This window comes from Bacillus cereus group sp. BfR-BA-01356, assembly GCF_022663635.1.
GTDB lineage: Bacteria > Bacillota > Bacilli > Bacillales > Bacillaceae_G > Bacillus_A > Bacillus_A cereus.
In genome coordinates, this window is the sequence record NZ_JAKUFX010000117.1 from 1 (window position 1) to 18,251 (window position 18,251).

Genomic DNA, 18,251 nt, shown 5'->3' on the forward strand with positions numbered 1-18,251 from the left:
ATTATCTAGAAATATCTTGAGACGTCCAAGTATTTTCTTTATTACTGGACTCTTATTAGAGAGTAAAACTAAGCCTGAGATAGGGCTTAAATATTAATATACGAGGGGATAGGTATATGAAAAAAGTATTTGTATTCGTAAGCATTTTCTTTTGTTGTTTCCTTTATAACGTTAAGGAAGGGTTTACTGCTAGTCCAATGAAACCTAGTTTTGAAGTGAAGTTATTATTAAAGCCAGAACAAGTATTAGGTTATAACAAAGAGATGAAGCAAGAGGTGCTAGAACATTTCCAGGCTGGTACAAAATATGAAAGAATACAAGTGCAATTTTTAGATACTGCAAATAAAAGTTTAAGTGATGAAGGTTGGTTTGCTAGAATTCGAAAGAAAGAATTTAGTAAAGATTTTGAACTAACATATAAAAGAAGATATCCTATTCAAAATGGTGTAATTCAAGATGCACTAGAAGTAGCTAAAAAAGAAGGATTCGATAGTAATACGGATAGTTATGAGGCGGAAATAGATTGGGGATTTGAGAAGAAAACATTAAGCATTTCAAATAAGAAAAGTTACAGTGCTAAAGGATATGGGATACTTGATTTACCAAATGAACAAGCTGCTCAAAACATGTTAATAGAAAAATTACCAGGGAAAATGAACAAATGGTTGTATACAAATTGGGGAGAAGAGATGTTAAAGAATTCCCGTATTTACGGTCCTGTATTAATGAAGCGATATACAGGAGAGTTTGAAAACATAAAAGCAAATATTGAAATTTGGCCATTAAGTAATACTGGGAAATTAGAAGATGACTTCGTAATAGAAGTTTCATTTAAAACAAATGAAGAAAGTATTGCGACAAAACAAAGGGAATTATTAATGGCGAGTTTAGAGAAAAAAGGCTGGTTGTTACCGAAAGATAGTTTGAAGACAGAGCTTATTTTTCAGTAAATAGTAAAAAGGAATCCATATGCCATGGATTCCTTTTTATATATGAGTATTAAGCTAAATCAGCTGACACGAACATATCACTATTTTGAAGGTTTTTAGAGCGTAAACTATAAGCAACTACCTTCTTTTTATATTGTTTTACAACATCAACATGCTCTTCATGACTATAAATATAAAATGTAAAATCTTTTTTACCACGTTTTGCATTGATAATTAAAGGTGTGCCTTCATTATGGGGTGGTGCATAATAGCGATCTAAAAATAAACCTTCGTTAAAATCATGAATAATTTTTGATTTCTTTTCGCCTACTAAGTTATTTCCGTTCATTGTAACAGTCACATTCTCTTCTTCGAGTTGTGGATGTGTTTCAAAGCGACTAATAATGGATTCAATAACAGAGTTAGGAAGGCTAGAAACGATAATTTTAAATGCTCCAAATACAACTAACATTACAATAAACCAAGTCGTCATAGTATATCATCCCCTTTATTCTATTTAATAATATAACTCATATGGTAATAGTACATATGGTGAAGTTTTGTATAATTTGTGAAAAATATGCCATTTTCACGAACGAAATGTTAGAAAAATCAATTTTGTTACAAAAAGTTGAAATCGAAGTATTTTAAAAGAAAAAGGTTTATAATAAAAATATAACTAATAACCACATTACTAATTATAAGGAAGTGTAACTATGAGTACTGTAGCAATCGTATATGGTATTATTCTTTCCACAATTATTGTTTTGTTTTTTGTTGGGGTTTCACGTTATATTCATAAATGGAAAGAAGGCGTTGCGAAATTAAATCACATTGAAGAAGAACTTAGTGATTTAATGTTACATCATGGTAAGTAAACATTTATTTTTTAACTAAACAATGTGAAGGATATCACAAAACATGCTTTCCTAATGAAGGCATGTTTTTTTGTTGTTTAAGAAAAGAAGCGTTTTTGTATAAATAATCTAATTATTACTTAAAAAGGGAAATTTATTTAGTATAATATATAATATGTTTATTTTAGGGGGAGTATCATGAGGGGATTAAAAGTTGTTGGAATTATAGCTGGAATTACTATAGTAGGCTGTATAGCTTTCTTTTCAGTGAAGGAATATGTCAATTCCAAAGAAGACTCTAATTATGTGCTAAATTATATAAAAGAACATAAGGATGATAAAACAACTTCTTTAATTGTTAAAAGAAATGGTGAAACATTGACATCAATAAATGAAAAAAAAAACTACCGCTAGCAAGTATGTCGAAAATCGTTATAGCAATTGAATATGCTAAGCAAGTAGCTGAAGGGAAAATAAGAAAAGACGAGCAAATTTCATTGAAAGAATTAGAAAAATACTATGTGAAAAATACTGATGGTGGTGCACACCCTGCATGGCTAGATGATGTAAAAGTTAAAGAGTTAGTGAAGGGTGGTCAAACTTCTTTAGAAGAAGTAGTGAAAGGAATGATCCATTATAGTTCGAATGCGAATGCATCATATTTATTGGACAAGCTTGGAGCAGCGCGGATAAATGAAAGTTTGAAAGAGTTAGGCTTAAATAGTCACGATGAATTTTATCCAACGTATACAGGGGCATTATATATGAGGGGCTATGTTGAAAAAGAACTGCATATTCCTCAAAATAAAGCATTGGACAAGCTACGTAATATGTCTAATGATGAATATGTTAAGCATGTATGGCAAATACATGAATGGATGAAAGACGAGAAAGAATGGACAAAACGCGAGATATCTTTAAAAGCCGATATGGACTTTCAGCGTATTTGGTCAGATCGGTTTATAAGTGCAAATGCGAAGGATTACATGAGTTTACTGGAAAAGATAAATAGCAGAAATTATTTTACACCACAAATGCAAGGTGAGATTGAGAATATATTTAAAGGAACCGTAGGAGAGGGTATGTTCGAATTTGCTGGACAGAAAGGTGGTTCTACGGCATTTGTATTAACAAATAGTTTCTATGGTACTGATAAAAAAGGGAATAAGATTGAGATTGTCTTTATGATGAACAATTTGAGTGAAAAAGCATTTGAAAAACTTCTAAGTAATATGGATTACTTTATTCGAGATATTGTCATAAGTGAGGAATTCAGAAATAAATTATAATGAAATAATTTTATTATGTAAACAAAAGAGCGCTTATGCAAAGTGCTCTTTTGTAATACAGGATTTTCTAATCTTATTATTGAATATAAATTGAAAATAAGAAAGGAGGTTGAAAAATGACAACAATATATTTCGTTCGCCATGCCCATTCTACATATACAAAAGAAGAACGGGAACGACCTTTATCTGAAAAAGGGCACTGTGATGCAGAGAATGTAACACATTTATTAAAAGATAAACATATTGATGTTGTTATTTCTAGTCCGTACAAAAGAGCAATCCAAACTGTACAAGGAATTGCGAATACATATAAATTATCAATACAAACAGAAGAAGATTTGCGTGAAAGATTATTGAGCACAGAGCCAGTATCAAATTTTAATGATGCTATGCAGAATGTGTGGGAAGATTGGAGTTTTGCATACGAAGGCGGAGAATCGAATGATATCGCACAAAGGCGCGCTGTAATATGTATGCAAAATATATTAAAACAATATGAAGGTAAGAATATTGTAATAGGTACGCATGGAAATATTATGGTATTACTCATGAATTATTTTAATTCGAAATATGATTTTGAGTTTTGGAAAACACTTCATATGCCTGATGTGTATAAATTAAATTTTGATAAAAATCGTTTCATTTCTGCTGAAAGAATAGAGAAAACAGGTCATCGGTTAAATATTTTGTAAAAGTTTATCAAAAAAAGAGGAAAGAGAGAAGTTATTGTAGAAGTATGACTTTGTAACATAAAAAATATATGTTAAAGGAGGCTGTTTACATGTTTGAGAAAGAGAAAGAAGGGCTTATTGAAGTTCAAAACGTATATGAAATTGCACCAGAAGATGGAACAATCATTGGTATGGCAACGGAAGAAGAAATGGAAATTGCTGCTGAACTAGAGTTACAGTACTATGCCCATTCTCGTTTGTTAGAAGCAAATATTCAGTTAGACGGTTCCTCCTACAAAGAGTTACTTCAGGAGTTCCAGGAGTACGAAAGAAAATCAATGAGCTTTTGGCGAGCAATACATAAACGTTTAGCTGTGCCATGGGCGTGGGTACTACGTATTGATGTTGCGAATGGCCCTATATATGTAAGTAATGGGAGTTCATATTACGAAGAAATCGATGATGAAGAAGATTATGAATAGATAAGTAAGGAAGCAGCTTTAGTTGCTTCCTTTTTTGATATGTAAGAAATGAATCGCTTCAATAATAATATCTGGTCGATCATTTTCTATACCGTGACTAGCATGTTCGGCAAGAATATATTGGTTGTTAGTTGAGAGGTGTAATTGTTCGTGAATTAGTTCTTGCCACATTGCTTCAAGTTGTGTTGCTTCCTCTTTTGGCATGCCACCATTAGTCAATTGAGTAATAGAATATTGAGGATCTCTACCGATAACGATTAATGGTATTTCTAATGTTTTACATAGCTCTTTTAGTGAGAGAGCACAGTTTTTCCACTCCGATAGTTCAGAAGCTGTCGCTTTATATAATGAAGGCGAGGTAGAGAATTCAATTTGCTGTTTTGATTGATCGGTGAAAATAGGTTTTAGTTCATTATAAAGTGTGTCTACATCCATTTTGGAATATATATTATATTTTTGAAACCAAACATCATCAGAATCAGTTTGATCAGAAATTGGTAAATGAAGTTCATCTAAACGGTGTAAGTTCATCGAAGTAGAATCAACTAAAATAAGTGCTTGCAGCTTATCTTCATGTAACATCGCAAAATGTTGTGCACATAATCCTCCATAGGAATGACCGATTAGAATAAATGGTTCTTGAATAGCTAGTTTGTTTAGTAACATATGTAGCTCTTTTGTAACTTGCCTTATTGTACGCGGCTGATTGCCTAAATCACTTTTTCCGTAACCTGGGCGATGGTATGAAACAACTGTAAAGTGCTCTGAAAGCTTTTCTATAATAGGAAACCAATCATAAAATGAGCAAGTCATTCCGGTTTGAATGACTACAGTTTGTTTACCATCTCCTTTTATATGTACTTCTATATTTTGCCCCATTATTTCTACAAATTTATGAATGTTAATTCCTCCTAAGCTTGAAATAATTTTTGACAAGCAAAAACGATACACCAAACACCTATACCAAGTAGGACAGATGTACTAAGTGTAAATGAATTTTTTAAACCAATATAGACAATAAATAATAGTAGTGCTGATGCGGGGAATCCATATAATACCCCTAAAGCAAATTGACTCAATTCTTGTTTATTTCCGCCTTCGAATGAAATCCAAAATAGACTAAGTAAACTCACGAGAGGAAGGGCAGCAATAAAGCCACCTATCGTACTGTAATGTTTAGCGACTTCAGTGATAACGCCGATAATAAGTGCCGAAACGATTATTTTAACGAGGAAATGCATATTTTGCCTCCTTCGCTAATAAGGAAAATGCTTTTTCAATTAATTGTTGTTCTTCTTTTGATAACTGTGATTCTAATATTTTTATCTTTTCTTTATCTAGTAAAGTATGTTTTTCTAATACTTCAATTCCTTCAATTGTTAATGTAAGGTTTACCACTCTTTCATCTTTTTTATTTCTCTCTTTAACGATGAAACCCTTTTGAATAAGGCGTTTTATATGTTCAGATGCTGTGTTATGAGAAAGACTAAGCTCAGTAGCGACTTTTCCAATTGTTATATCTTTCTCACGAGAAACGATTTGTAAAATACGAATTGCTTGGTGGGAAAGGTTGTCCTCGTATTCGTATCGTAAGTGATAATAAATGCTCTCCCAATGTTGATTAATGTTGTTCATAATAATAAATCCCCTTTTTATATCGTATAGTAAGATATATTCGTTATTTTAGAAATAAAATCCTTTTATTTGGATAAAAAATGTTGAAAAAGTTTATTTTTATTGAAATATAAGGTAATCTATGTGTAAAGGTATACATTTAGCAAGAGAGAGGATGATAGCTGTGAATACATTCAAATGGATTAGTCATGAACAGATGTATGTAGATGAAATACATGTTGAAAAATGTGGTCCTCTTTCAGTCGGCGTATATGGGGGAAATCAAGAGAGTGATGCATATGAACGAGGAGATGCGGTGCTTGCTTGGTGGGATCCTGAATTACACTTTGAATTTGTTATGATTTTTGATACACATCACAAAACAAAAAATATAGATTATATAATAGAAGCGATTTCGGAAAGAAAAGAAAAACTAAAAGAGTTATTCTCATATCCAATACATTTAGCTTTTCATCATACACATATGTACTTATTAGCGTTATTTACAGATGAGTTATTTATTAAAAAGTGTGATCAAGATGATGAGGAACTCGCTTGCTTAATTTGTTTACGAAAAGGCGAATTTTTATATTGGTTATCAGTTGGTGATTGTTTCGCGTATTTATTCCATTCTGAGAAAACGAAAAATGGAAAAGGACGATTAAATAAACGGAAAAATTACGAATATATTGGCAGGAAAAATATTTTTGCAGCAAATACACCTTGCTTTACGTCAGGTGTAAGAGGATTAGAAAAAGGAATGAATCACATTGTAATGGCAACGGACGGTATTTTAGAGTGTGATAAACGAAGGTTTGATGATGATCAATCTTTAGTAGAAATATTACATGACGGGAATAGCTTGCAGATTGAGCCAGTATTAACAAATGTACTGCAGTGGAAAGGTAGAGATTGTGCCACGATTATTGGGTGGTCTATTGATACTGATAATAAACAATGTGCTAATTAATATAAAAGGAGTTCAAGGCTTTTATCCTTGAACTCCTTTTTGTTAAGCAATATGAATATGATATGTTTTTAACCATTCATTTACTTGTAGCATATACTCCATGGCACTTCTTGCCTCAAAATTGTTAATCTCTTTATTACTTTGATCAGCAATTGAAAGTAAGATGGAATGGTTAATAAGTGAGAAAATAGGATTGTTTTTATTGCTACACATATCAAGTGTTAAATTACGGATTGTTTGTAAGTAGTGTGGATCTTGTGAAGTTGGATAAGCGCTTTTTCTTCTATTACGTACATCGTCAGGTAAAGCTGGTTGTAGTGCTCTACGTAAAATGCCTTTTTCAATATTATCAATACTTTTTATGTTGAAAGGAACATTCCATAAATATTCAACTAATCTATAATCGCAAAACGGTACACGAACTTCAAATCCAACAGCCATACTCATGCGATCTTTACGGTCAAGTAAGAAAGGAAGGAATCTTGTTAAAAATAAATAAAACATTTGGCGTTGTTTCGCGGATTTTTTACTTTCCCCTTCAAGAGTAGGTACTTCAAGTATCGCTTCTTGGAATCGTGTATCAATATAGTTTTCTAGATTACATTGGTTACTTACTTCATTTAGTAGAAGAGGAGATGTATTTTTCCAATTTGTTAGCCAAGGAAACTTATCTACATATAGTAATTCTTCTTGATGAAACCAAGGGTATCCACCGAATACTTCATCAGCCGATTCACCGGATAAAGCTACGGTCGCATCTTTTTTCATTTCGCAAAATAGTAAATATAGTGAAGTTTCCATTTCACCAGCACTCGGTAAATCTTTCGCATGAAGGGGAACGAATAAGTGATTTGCTAATTCTTCAGCATTCACAATAATATCATGATGCGCTGTCCCTACATGTTCAGAAACGCGTTTTACCCAAGGAGCGTCTAAACCAGTGCGAGCAAATGTCAGCTCGAAATCTTTTGCACTATTTACAAAGTCAACGGAATACGTATGAAGTGTTTTATTTTCCGCAGCAAATTCTTTACCCGCAAGTGCAGTAATACCGCTAGAGTCTAATCCGCCTGATAACATACAAACGAGAGGAACATCGGCAATTAATTGTCTTTTTACTGTATCTTGTAAAATAGATAAAATATGCGAAGATGTATCTTCTATAGAGTCTGTATGGAACTTACTTTCTAAATTCCAATACTTCGTAACTACTTTTTTATGACGTGTAAACGTTATACAATGTCCAGCACGCACTTCTTGAATATGTTTAAAGACGCCACATCCTGGAGTGCGAAATAAGCCTAATCCAAATATTTCATTTATTCCACCCGCATCAATTTCAGCAGGAACAGATGGATGCGCTAATAATGCTTTTATTTCAGATCCGAAAATAATGCTGTCATTTCTTTCTGTGTAAAAGAGTGGTTTTACACCTAAATGATCACGCGCTAAAAATAATTGTTGCTTCTGATCATCCCATAAGGCGAAAGCGAAAATTCCGTTTAAATATCGCACGCAGTCTTCTTTCCATTCTAGATAAGCATGTAGTAACACTTCTGTATCTGAATGGGTTTCAAATGCATGCCCACATTTTTGAAGCTGCTCTTTAAGTTCACGGAAATTATAAATTTCTCCATTATAAGTAAGAGCATACGTATAATCACCAGCACGGAATGTCTTCGGCTGTGTACCGCCTTCTGGATCAATTACAATTAAACGCCGGTGTGCAAAGGCCGCATGAGGTGAAAACCAAAATCCTTCAGCATCTGGACCACGATGCTGAATACGATTTGCCATCTTTTTTAAAATAACATGTTGATTTGAAAGGTCTTCCTTCCAATCTACCCAACCTGTAATTCCACACATACACATCTCATCTCCTAAATTAAAATAGTAGATTAACGAAATAAAATGTACACCAAGTTAAAAAATGACTATATAAATAGTATACTACATGAATTAAATTACAGACTTGAGAAAATTTTCTTTGAACGCATAGTTATATGAGACAATGGCTAAGGGAAAGTATTCCATTACATACAAAAAATAAAAAAGATGAGAGAAAAAATTTTCTCAGACGTTATATAGGATGTAAAAGCTTTTACAAAACAATAAGGGGAATCGCTACATGAAATCAAATGAGAAAAATTTTATAAAAAGATTACAGCGGCAAAAAGAAGACGCGTTAGAATTTGTTGTCGATACATACTTACCACTCATAAAGGGGATCACGCATAAACTTCTACTCCCAATTCAAAATGATGGACTCATAGAGGAATGTATAAACGATATATTTCTTTCCATTTGGAATAACGCAAATAAATTTCATGGAGAGCCGAGTGATTTTAAAAAGTGGATTGCAGCGATTGCGAAGTTTAAAGCAATTGATTATTACCGGAAATCGACTAAAACAGTAGAAATCATTTCAGATGAGTTTTATATTAGTACAGAAAAATCAGCAGAAGACGAATTAATCGTTATGGAAGATAGGGAAGAATTATTGAAGCTCATTAATCAATTAGAACCGCTAGATCAAAAGGTGTTCATTATGAAATATTTACTTGGTATGAAGACAGAGGAAATAGGTGACAAGTTAGGATTAACTCGGGCAGCAATTGATAATCGAGTGTACCGGGGGAAAAAGAAACTACAACAAAATGCTACGAATATTAGTTTTGGAGGTAGTGCAATATGAAAGACATTTATGAACTATTAAATGATATTGATATAGATGAAAAAGAACTAGAAGAAATTGGGGCTTCTGAAATTGAAAAGGAAAAAGTAAAACGAAATGTAAAACAATCGATACGTACGAAGAAAAAGATGAAAAGTTGGAAAAAAGGTGTCGCTGCTGCATCTATTTTAGTAGGATTATCAGTTGCAACTCTTGGTATCGGTTTTCCTACATATGCCGGGGGATTGCCAATTGTAGGGGACATATTCCGATTTTTAGATAATGGTAGAACAGGGTTATATGAAAACTCTAAAACTGACGCAGGGAAGATAATGGAGTCTCATTATAATTATAAACAATACACTACAATACTAAATATGACAAAAGAAAGCAAGGGAATAAAGATAACGATTAATGATGCCATTTTTGATGGGAAGACAGTATCAATAAACTATTCTATAGAAAGTAACAGAGATCTTGGCGAAAATCCAAGTACGTTGGATTTTTTAACTATTAAAGGAGCAGGTACCCAATCAGGTAGCAATAAAATTACTAAAGTCGCAGATAGAAAATATACAGGTTTAATAAAAACAAGTAGCGATCTAGTTGGTAGTAAAGAAACTATAGTGAATGTTGAATGGAATGTACAAAGTATAGCCATTTTAGAAACTGAAGAAGAGATAAAAGGGGATTGGAATTTTAATATTAATCTAAAAGGAATAGAAAATAAAGAGACATTGATTGGAGGTAGTACAGAAAAAGATGGTGTCAAAGTAAATATGGAGAGAATGGAAATAACACCAATTTCGTTTATTCTATATTACAACCAAGAAGTATCTCAAAAGATAAGGGGTGTATGGGATGGAGTGGATGTCGATTTAGAAGTGAGAGATGATTTAGGTAATCAGTATTATGGAGAAGGAAATGGAGGTTCAGGTGAAGATTCTTATAATTTTAATTGGAGTAAAACATTCCAACAACTTAATGAGAACGCTACTAAGTTAATAATAACACCTCACGTTAATTTAAGAATCCACACTCCTGAAAATTATGGATCGGTAACAATAGTTGAAGGACAAGTAAAGGAGCGTTTTGTACCTCGAAGATTGGGAGGCAATAAGGGTATTGTATTAGATGATATTGTCATTGATTTAAAGAAATAAAAGAGAGACTGCCTAAAATCATTTAGGCAGTCTTTTTTCGTTAAGAACTAGTGACGAGTAGTGCATGCGGATGCTGCGTTTTATATTCATCTTTCCACGGAATGTTTAGTTGTTCCCACGATTCGCCGCTATCATTGGATTGAAAGACGCCATTGTTATTTAACGTGTAGAACGTATGTGGTTCGGCTTCGTTTGTAGCAAACATCGAAATGACTGTACCGATTGCAGATGGTAGTCCTTGTTGTACTTGCTGGAAAGGAGTATCTTTCGTTTTTCGATAAATATAAGATTCATAAGGGATACGATGATGAGCGAGATCAGCACTTGGCGCGGCAGAAACGAGAATCGTATCACAATCAGCTGGATCAATTGCCATGCTGTATAAATAATGATGTTCAAGTCCTTCACTACATGAGATCCAGCTGTTTCCATTGTTATAACTTTCAAGATATGCACGATCAGGTCCGCCCATAAATCCGTCACCACATGATGCATAAAGGCGATTTGGTGCTTCAGGGTGCATAAGCAATTGATGTGCATCGATAGGGGCACCGAATTTTTTATCAATCCATGTATGCCCTTTATCGTTACTTTGAATAACAGCACCAGCTTCGATTGAAACGTGTATTGTATTAGGGTTGTTTGGGTCAACTGTAATCCAGCGTACGTGATGGGTAAAAGGTCTAGGCGGGAAAGCCCACGTATAAGAAGATAATAATGATTTCATATTTTTAAGTTCAGTCCACGTTTCACCACCATTTTCAGAGTGAAATAAAGCGCTCGGTTCTGTGCCGACATAAACGACACCATATCCGTTAACTTGTTCATTTGAGCTTATTGTTATGGAAGTGATAGAGGAGTGCAAAATACCATCTTCTTTAGGGAAATCAAAGTAACGATAAGAATCTCCAATGGGTCTCCATGAATCCCCGCTATCGTCGCTTAACCATAGACCTCGTCCAAATGTTCCGCAATATACACGGTTTGGGCGGAACGGATCAACAGCGATACAGGTAGGTTGCATATTTTGTAAGTGGTAAGTCGTTTCATAGTTATCATATTGTTCTTTCACTACAACAAGTTCACGTTCCATACAGAGAAATAAACGTTTCATTTTAGTAACCTCCTTAAAAATTCTTTCATTAGTAAACAATATGAAAATAAAAAAGAAGTAGTCTTGTTTTTATTTGAGAAAAAGGGATTGTCTAAAAAGTAGCGAAGTGTGTATACAGAGGAAGCGGGCGTTTACAATCAGTCGATTCGGGATAAAGATGGGGAGTTTGTTTCATACTAACATACAGATATTGTACTTAAAGGAGTATAAGTATGGGACATTCGCATGATCATGGTCATTCAAAAAATAAAAAGGCATTACTAATTGCCTTCCTACTAACAACAAGTTTTATGATTGCAGAAGTTGTTGGTGGATTTGTAACAAATAGCTTAGCACTACTATCTGACGCGGGGCATATGCTAAGTGATGCAGTATCTTTAGCTTTAAGTTTACTTGCGTTTAAACTCGGAGAAAAAACAGCAACAACTGCGAAAACATACGGGTATAAGCGGGTCGAAATGTTAGCAGCATTATGTAACGGTGTCGTTCTTATTGTCATTTCGGTATACATTTTTATTGAAGCAATCCGTCGTTTTAAAGAACCAGTTGAGATTGCTAGTAATGGGATGCTCATTATTGCAGTCCTTGGTCTGCTTATTAATATTTTATCAGCTTGGATATTAATGAGAGGCGGAGATGTGAAAGGTAATTTGAATTTAAGAAGTGCTTTCCTGCACGTACTAGGCGATCTATTGGGTTCCGTCGGAGCAATCATTGCTGCGTTACTTATTAAATTTTTCGGATGGACTGCTGCAGATGCGATTGCTAGTATTCTTGTGTCTATTTTAGTCATTATTAGTGGATGGCGTGTAACACGTGATACGGTTCATATATTAATGGAAGGTGCACCACAGCACATAAATGTTGAAGAGGTAAAAAGTACGTTATTAAATATTCCGATTGTCAAAGAAGTTCATGATTTGCACATATGGTCTGTCACATCAGATTTTCAAGTATTAACATGTCATCTTATTATTAAAGGGAATGAAACGCAAAGTGTATTAAAAGAGGCTACGTATGTATTAAAGGAGAAATTTCATGTAGAACATGTCACCATTCAAGTAGAAATAGATGGTGAATTTCATCACGATGAGACAACTTGCAAAGTATGAAAGAAAAAGGATAAGAAAAAGTGTCATAACATTTTTCGCACGGCATACATATATATAATGTGGCCACAAATACTTTGCAAGGTAAATATTTCATGAAATTACTTTACTTATAAAGAGTCATCTTTTATAATCAAAAGTGGTAATTGATAAAGATTATCATTTTCAATGATTGTAGAAAGGAGTTTTTTAAAAGATGAGTAGTCAACTCCGTTTTGCTGTTGAAAATCGTAAGAGGCATTTAATTGATGAGTTAATTGGGGCAGGTGTGTTTAAGATTCGCGACCGACAATTATACGAGCTGTCTTTAGAGGAATTGGAAAAAGAGTACGAAGATATGGAAGATTATGCAAATGTTCAGGCATAGCTATATAGATTAGTAAAAGGAGAGCTGGTTACGATTTTGTGTAACCAGCTCTCCTTTTATTTCGTAGAAATTATTTTTTGTATTTCTTTCATGGGACGGAGCCAGTTTTGGGTCATTATTTGTTCCATTTGTTTTTCGTCCTGCTTCTGTAATGCTTGAATGATAGAGTGATGTTCTTCAATAGATTGACTTGCTGGAACAAAGTTTTGGAAAAACAAATATTCAAGACGTAAAACGTGAAGTTGCATATTTTCTAAAAAGGGTTCAATATATTGGTTTTTAGCAATAGAAGAAATTGTATTGTGGAATTGTATATCTAATTCTAAAGCTTGTTTTGCGTTTTTTTTCTCTATAGAGTGCTGAAAATGATCATTTATTTCAGAAAGTAGTTGAATATCAGCGTCTGTAATGTTTTGAAGAGCTTGCTTTCCTATAATAGAGTGAAGACCAGCCATCGTTTCATAAATGATAGATACGTCGTCTAACTTAATAGGAGCAATTTTTGTTTTTTGCCCTGGTACCATTTCCACTAATCCAGAAAGCTCTAATATTTGAAGTGCTTCTCTTACAGGTGTTCTGCTTACTCCTAGTGCCTCAGCCAATTCCCCATCATTAATTTTTTCATTGGGCTTCAGTACACCTTCAATAATCCAATTTTGTAGTTGATTTAAAACGAGTGATTTTGCTGAAATTCTTCCTGGTTTTTTATAATTTTGAGGGACAGGCATAGTGAATTCAATCCTTTCATTGTATATTTTCCTTTTTTGCATGAACAAGCTTTAATTTTTGTTTCCCTTCATCCGGCTTTTGGCTTAAGATGAGCACCATTACAATGACACAAAAAGCGCCTAATAACTGAAAAGATTGAAATGGCACGTGCAATATAAGTACAGAAGAAATAATAGCTGCGAGTGGTTCTGTGCAACCAAATAATGTTGTTTCTTTCGGAGTCAGGTATCGTATGCTGTCTAAGTATAAATAAAAGGCAATAAGTGTCCCGAAAATGACGACAAATGTGATGAGCGGTAGGGTACTTAGTTTTACATATTTCATAGTTGATAATAAAATGAATTCGTTTGTAGAAATAAAGTGTACAATCGTTACACCAATACCCCCAATAATCATGCCCCATCCAACGATAACGGAGGAAGACCATTTTTCTAACAATTCCTTTGAATATAAACTATAAAAAGCGAGAGATAATCCAGATAAAATACCCCAAATAATAGCTGGTGTAGAAACAGCCAAGTTATGAACAGACCCGTTTGTTAGTAAGAGAAAAGTGCCTACTAATGAAAGGGTAATTGAAATGAAATCAATTTTTGATGGACGAACGTTCCATTTGAAAAGTAAGTATACAGTGATGAATATAGGAGCTAAATATTGTAATAATGTTGCCACGGCAGCATTTCCTTCTTTAATTGAAGCGAAATACGTATACTGTACAGCAAGCATACCGAATAGACCAAACAAAATCATTTTAATAGCATCAGATTTTTGTTTCCAAATGCCAAATATCTCTTTTTTTCTCGTTCCGAATGAGGAAATAATGAGCAAAATAATTCCAGATATAAGTAAACGGATCGTAACTAACCATTCGGTTGAAACATTGTCATATTGAAAAAGTTGTTGTGCAGCTGTACCAGACAAGCCCCATAAACAAGCACCGATTATGACCATTATAATTCCTTTTAATCGATTTGAATCCATATGATCTAAAATTATCCTTTCTAAAAATACAAATTGAATACAATATGCAATATATCACAGAATGACTCGTTAATAAACTGAAATTTCTAATTTTATTTTTTTTATGTATAGTAAAATATTGTAGAGGAGGGGGAGGATATGTTAGCTGGATTTTTAGTTTGTTTATTTGTTGGGTTACTTATCATTTTTTTAGGGTATCAAATACATGTGAAAAAGAGGTTGTTTTTGTTAGCAGGATATCAAGAAGAAACGTTTGTTGGAGATAAAAATAAATTAGCGAAGCTTTCAGGAGCATTTTCTTATATAGTTGGAGTTGCTACTATAATATTACCGCTTGGCTTAGAAAAAATAGGGGGGGTAGTTGGTATCGTATATGCTATATTAATTGTTTTAGGTACAATTGTATTTATAATTAAAGCAAACCTATTAAATAAGAGTGCTATAAAGTAAAAAGGCTTCATTCTACTGAAGCCTTTTATTAATTATTATGAAGTATAAGTAAAAGCCGGGATAGGATCAATAAATGTATTCCAGTTTTGTTTCATTTCTTTCTCTGTTAATAGACAACTATCTAATGATTGTTCAATTAAAGAACGGTTCATATCAATTCCGATAAATACGAGTTCGGTTATTCGATCTCCATATTGTTTATCCCAGTTTTTCAATACTTCTGGTTCTTCTGTAATCATTTGATTTCTTTCAGTTTCAGGTAATGCCGCTATCCACTCACCGGCTCCTTGAATTGTAATAGAGGAACCTGCTTGAGATAGAAGCCCTATCATATTATTACGAGATGCCAGCCAGAAGAATCCTTTCGCTCTTACAACATCTAAAGGCCATTTTTCTAGCCAATTCATAAGGCGCTTGGGATGGAAAGGATATTTGCGGCGGTAAACAAAGGAATTGATACCGTATTCTTCCGTTTCCGGTGTATGATGGTCACTATTTAATTCTTGTATCCAGCCGGCCGATTGACTGGCTTCTTCATAATTAAATAGATTTGTGTTTAAAATTTCTTGTAATGGTACTTTGCTAAACGAAGATTCAAGAACTTTTGCATTAGGATTTAATTTTTTTAGTAAATGATGAAGCTCTATCACATCTTCTTTTTCTAGCAAATCTATCTTATTAAGAATAATTACGTTTGCAAACTCAATTTGATCTATTAATAAATCAATAACTTCCCGGGTATCATTCTCATCGATTGCTTGTTTTCGGTCTAATAAACTTTCTCCATCTGCAAAATCATCCCAAAATCTATTTGCATCTACAACTGTAACCATCGTATCGAGGCGACAATTTTTCGTTAAATCAATGTTAAGAACTTCGTCTGTATAAGTAAACGTTTGAGCAACTGGAATAGGCTCACTTATACCAGAAGATTCAATAATAATATAGTCAATATCACCATTTTCCACAAGACGATTCACTTCTATCATTAAATCTTCTCGTAGTGTACAACAAATACAGCCATTTTGAATTTCTACTAGTTTTTCCTCCGTACGTGAAAAACCACCCTTTTTTATAAGAGATGCATCAATGTTTACTTCGCTCATATCATTAACGATAACAGCTACTTTTAAGTTATTCTTATTAGTCAAAATGTGATGTAGTAAGGTAGTTTTTCCAGATCCTAAAAAACCACTTAATACAGTGATAGGTACTTTTTTCATGAAATGATCTCTCCTTTAAATCGTAATGATTACGTTTTATATTAAACGATGGGAAAAGAAAAATCAATAATAAATCATAATGATTACGATTTAAGAATAGAAATAGACTATAAAATTTGTGCTGTAGTATGAAGCATTTGGACAAGCACATGTTTACATATAAATAAAATGGAGGCGAGAAGCTTGGTCTTTAATAGAGTTTCAAAAGAAGTAGTAGGCATAGCTCTTATCGCTATGTTTCTCTTTTTATTATTTTTTGTAGATTTTACAAGTCTAGTAAATTTGCATAAAAATATGCCGCAGGAATGGTTGAATGTGAATACGGTATTTTTAAGTATCATTTTTGAAGCAATACCTTTTATTTTATTAGGGGTCATTGTTTCTTCATGTATTCAAGTGTTTGTGACGGAAGATATGATTCAAAAAGTAATGCCGAAATCTCCAATTGTTGCAATGATTCCAGCAGTATTTGTGGGAGTTCTTTTTCCAATGTGTGAATGTGTCATTATACCAATTGTAAGAAGGCTCATTCAAAAGGGGTTACCACTTCATGTAGGCATTGTTATTTTAATGAGTGCACCCATTATGAATCCAGTCGTTCTTTTATCTACTGTATATGCGTTTCCAAAAAATGATTACGTTGTATATGCACGCTTTGGGATAACAATTCTAGTTGCTCTATTTATAGGTCTAATTGTGTATTATTGCTATCGCGAAAGAAATGTTTTAAAAGACGTAGAGGTTTCAGTTCAAACAAGCAAAAAAAAGAGTTGGAAAGATGTTATGAATCACACTGTAGATGAGTTTTTTGATACTGGTAAGTATTTATTGATAGGTGCTTTTTTAGCAAGTGTATTTCAAACGTTTTTTGATCGGAATGTACTGGATGTAGTAGCACATAACGAAGTAATTGCTCCCGTTATTATGATGGGATTTGGTTATGTTTTATCAATTTGTTCTGCAGCCGATGCTTTTATAGCCGCATCTTTTGGACATGTTTTCTCGGTAAAGGCACTTCTCGCATTTCTTGTGTTTGGGCCTATGCTTGATATGAAAAATACGTTAATGCTATTTGCGTATTTTCAAAAGAGATTTGTATTCTTTTTGATAGGAATTGTCATTGTATCTGTGTATACCATTCTGCAAATCATAATGTTATAGGAGGTGAGAAAGAATGGAGAAAGAGGAGCAGAAGGCGTATCATCGCTATATACGTGGCATTATTTTAATTGGTTTAGCAATGCTCTTATTTAAACTACTTGTAACAGGGAATATTTATAATTTTATCGCTCCAAAAATGATTAAATTTACGTATATAGCTTTTGTAGTAATTTTAATTTTTGGTATTGTACAAGTTTGGGGAGATGGAAGAGAAAAACAGCATGATTGTAATTGTTGTAAACATCATACAACATCAAAATCAGGGATAAAAAGTTTCTTTGTATATGTTTTATTTGTTGTTCCGATAGTTAGTGCTTTTCTCTTTGGAAGTGTAACAATTGATGGAAGTTTAGCAGGAAAAAGACCTGCGGTAGTATGTCAACTGAAAAATAATATCTTTTGAAGTTATCAAAGGACAAATTGCTTAAAAAAGACATCACGAAACTAGACCAGTATTTTATGTAAAAT

General features: G+C 33.3%; 21 protein-coding genes and 2 pseudogenes. 14 read left to right on the forward strand and 9 right to left on the reverse strand.

Translation table 11 applies throughout. The annotated features are described in order from the left end of the window. The first annotated feature begins 116 nt into the window (after window positions 1-116). Window positions 117-950, forward strand: coding sequence for a hypothetical protein (locus MR168_RS26300; RefSeq protein WP_086411617.1), 834 nt, complete (start codon window positions 117-119; stop codon window positions 948-950). Between the two features lie 49 nt (window positions 951-999). On the opposite strand, the gene MR168_RS26305 is transcribed toward MR168_RS26300, so the two are convergent. Beyond that, window positions 1,000-1,422 (reverse strand): YfmQ family protein, encoded by a 423-nt coding sequence (locus MR168_RS26305; RefSeq protein ID WP_000214579.1) that lies wholly within the window; start codon window positions 1,420-1,422, stop codon window positions 1,000-1,002. Between the two features lie 41 nt (window positions 1,423-1,463). On the opposite strand from MR168_RS26305, the gene MR168_RS26310 reads away from it, so the two are divergent. The 5 genes and pseudogenes from MR168_RS26310 to MR168_RS26330 all read left to right on the forward strand — a co-directional run bounded on the left by MR168_RS26310 (window position 1,464) and on the right by MR168_RS26330 (window position 4,228). After that, window positions 1,464-1,580 carry a hypothetical protein gene (locus tag MR168_RS26310; RefSeq protein WP_001987133.1) on the forward strand — a complete coding sequence of 39 codons (117 nt, stop codon included), beginning with the start codon at window positions 1,464-1,466 and terminating at the stop codon, window positions 1,578-1,580. A gap of 65 nt (window positions 1,581-1,645) precedes the next feature. Next, a complete protein-coding gene (locus tag MR168_RS26315) occupies window positions 1,646-1,807 on the forward strand; it encodes a hypothetical protein (RefSeq protein WP_000108701.1) in 162 nt (53 codons plus the stop codon). 177 nt (window positions 1,808-1,984) lie between these two features. Continuing rightward, window positions 1,985-3,075: pseudogene (locus MR168_RS26320) on the forward strand (serine hydrolase). Window positions 3,076-3,191: 116 nt separating this feature from the next. Beyond that, window positions 3,192-3,767: a histidine phosphatase family protein gene (locus MR168_RS26325; RefSeq protein WP_000208265.1), complete on the forward strand. Its 576-nt coding sequence runs from the start codon at window positions 3,192-3,194 to the stop codon at window positions 3,765-3,767. An 89-nt stretch (window positions 3,768-3,856) separates the two neighbouring features. Further along, window positions 3,857-4,228, forward strand: a complete 372-nt coding sequence (locus MR168_RS26330; RefSeq protein ID WP_000461779.1) for a hypothetical protein — start codon at window positions 3,857-3,859, stop codon at window positions 4,226-4,228. Between the two features lie 18 nt (window positions 4,229-4,246). Here MR168_RS26330 and MR168_RS26335 read toward each other — a convergent pair whose 3' ends face one another. Genes MR168_RS26335 through MR168_RS26345 form a run of 3 tightly spaced genes read right to left on the reverse strand, consistent with a single transcriptional unit; the run spans window position 4,247 to window position 5,863 of the window. Continuing rightward, window positions 4,247-5,179 carry an alpha/beta fold hydrolase gene (locus MR168_RS26335; protein ID WP_139124022.1) on the reverse strand — a complete coding sequence of 311 codons (933 nt, stop codon included), beginning with the start codon at window positions 5,177-5,179 and terminating at the stop codon, window positions 4,247-4,249. Further along, window positions 5,140-5,469, reverse strand: a complete 330-nt coding sequence (locus MR168_RS26340; protein ID WP_000545608.1) for a DUF3147 family protein — start codon at window positions 5,467-5,469, stop codon at window positions 5,140-5,142. The genes MR168_RS26335 and MR168_RS26340 overlap by 40 nt, the downstream gene beginning before the upstream one ends. Further along, a complete protein-coding gene (locus tag MR168_RS26345) occupies window positions 5,453-5,863 on the reverse strand; it encodes a MarR family winged helix-turn-helix transcriptional regulator (RefSeq protein WP_001059785.1) in 411 nt (136 codons plus the stop codon). The genes MR168_RS26340 and MR168_RS26345 overlap by 17 nt, the downstream gene beginning before the upstream one ends. 121 nt (window positions 5,864-5,984) lie before the next feature. On the opposite strand from MR168_RS26345, the gene MR168_RS26350 reads away from it, so the two are divergent. Then, on the forward strand, window positions 5,985-6,812 hold the full coding sequence (locus MR168_RS26350) for a PP2C family serine/threonine-protein phosphatase (RefSeq protein ID WP_002023784.1): 828 nt from the start codon (window positions 5,985-5,987) through the stop codon (window positions 6,810-6,812). 42 nt (window positions 6,813-6,854) lie between these two features. Here the strand turns inward: MR168_RS26350 and asnB are convergent, their stop codons facing one another. Next, a complete protein-coding gene (gene asnB, locus MR168_RS26355; protein ID WP_000333916.1) occupies window positions 6,855-8,678 on the reverse strand; it encodes an asparagine synthase (glutamine-hydrolyzing) in 1,824 nt (607 codons plus the stop codon). 262 nt (window positions 8,679-8,940) lie between these two features. Between asnB and MR168_RS26360 the strand changes: the two genes are divergently transcribed. Next, the gene (locus tag MR168_RS26360) at window positions 8,941-9,507 is read left to right on the forward strand and encodes a sigma-70 family RNA polymerase sigma factor (protein WP_086411618.1); all 567 of its coding nucleotides are present in this window, start codon (window positions 8,941-8,943) and stop codon (window positions 9,505-9,507) included. Next, complete coding sequence (locus MR168_RS26365) at window positions 9,504-10,649, forward strand: DUF4179 domain-containing protein (RefSeq protein WP_000653161.1); 1,146 nt, start codon at window positions 9,504-9,506, stop codon at window positions 10,647-10,649. The genes MR168_RS26360 and MR168_RS26365 overlap by 4 nt, the downstream gene beginning before the upstream one ends. A 40-nt stretch (window positions 10,650-10,689) precedes the next feature. Here the strand turns inward: MR168_RS26365 and MR168_RS26370 are convergent, their stop codons facing one another. Then, complete coding sequence (locus MR168_RS26370) at window positions 10,690-11,763, reverse strand: WD40/YVTN/BNR-like repeat-containing protein (RefSeq protein WP_001989719.1); 1,074 nt, start codon at window positions 11,761-11,763, stop codon at window positions 10,690-10,692. A gap of 212 nt (window positions 11,764-11,975) precedes the next feature. Here MR168_RS26370 and MR168_RS26375 point away from each other — a divergent pair, with 212 nt between their 5' ends. Then, complete coding sequence (locus MR168_RS26375) at window positions 11,976-12,875, forward strand: cation diffusion facilitator family transporter (RefSeq protein ID WP_000510034.1); 900 nt, start codon at window positions 11,976-11,978, stop codon at window positions 12,873-12,875. A 193-nt stretch (window positions 12,876-13,068) separates the two neighbouring features. Further along, window positions 13,069-13,239: a Fur-regulated basic protein FbpA gene (fbpA, locus tag MR168_RS26380; RefSeq protein ID WP_000098303.1), complete on the forward strand. Its 171-nt coding sequence runs from the start codon at window positions 13,069-13,071 to the stop codon at window positions 13,237-13,239. Between the two features lie 56 nt (window positions 13,240-13,295). On the opposite strand, the gene MR168_RS26385 is transcribed toward fbpA, so the two are convergent. Further along, window positions 13,296-13,967, reverse strand: a complete 672-nt coding sequence (locus MR168_RS26385; RefSeq protein ID WP_002023787.1) for a GntR family transcriptional regulator — start codon at window positions 13,965-13,967, stop codon at window positions 13,296-13,298. Between the two features lie 16 nt (window positions 13,968-13,983). Beyond that, window positions 13,984-14,949: a DMT family transporter gene (locus MR168_RS26390; protein WP_000378080.1), complete on the reverse strand. Its 966-nt coding sequence runs from the start codon at window positions 14,947-14,949 to the stop codon at window positions 13,984-13,986. A gap of 138 nt (window positions 14,950-15,087) precedes the next feature. Between MR168_RS26390 and MR168_RS26395 the strand changes: the two genes are divergently transcribed. Beyond that, the gene (locus MR168_RS26395; RefSeq protein WP_006923259.1) at window positions 15,088-15,399 is read left to right on the forward strand and encodes a DUF3784 domain-containing protein; all 312 of its coding nucleotides are present in this window, start codon (window positions 15,088-15,090) and stop codon (window positions 15,397-15,399) included. Between the two features lie 35 nt (window positions 15,400-15,434). Here MR168_RS26395 and MR168_RS26400 read toward each other — a convergent pair whose 3' ends face one another. Further along, window positions 15,435-16,622: a GTP-binding protein gene (locus tag MR168_RS26400; protein ID WP_006923257.1), complete on the reverse strand. Its 1,188-nt coding sequence runs from the start codon at window positions 16,620-16,622 to the stop codon at window positions 15,435-15,437. 168 nt (window positions 16,623-16,790) lie between these two features. Between MR168_RS26400 and MR168_RS26405 the strand changes: the two genes are divergently transcribed. Continuing rightward, window positions 16,791-17,783 carry a permease gene (locus MR168_RS26405; protein ID WP_002023790.1) on the forward strand — a complete coding sequence of 331 codons (993 nt, stop codon included), beginning with the start codon at window positions 16,791-16,793 and terminating at the stop codon, window positions 17,781-17,783. Window positions 17,784-17,796: 13 nt separating this feature from the next. Further along, a pseudogene (locus MR168_RS26410) lies at window positions 17,797-18,147 on the forward strand (DUF1980 domain-containing protein); the annotation flags it as partial. Window positions 18,148-18,251: the final 104 nt, after the last annotated feature.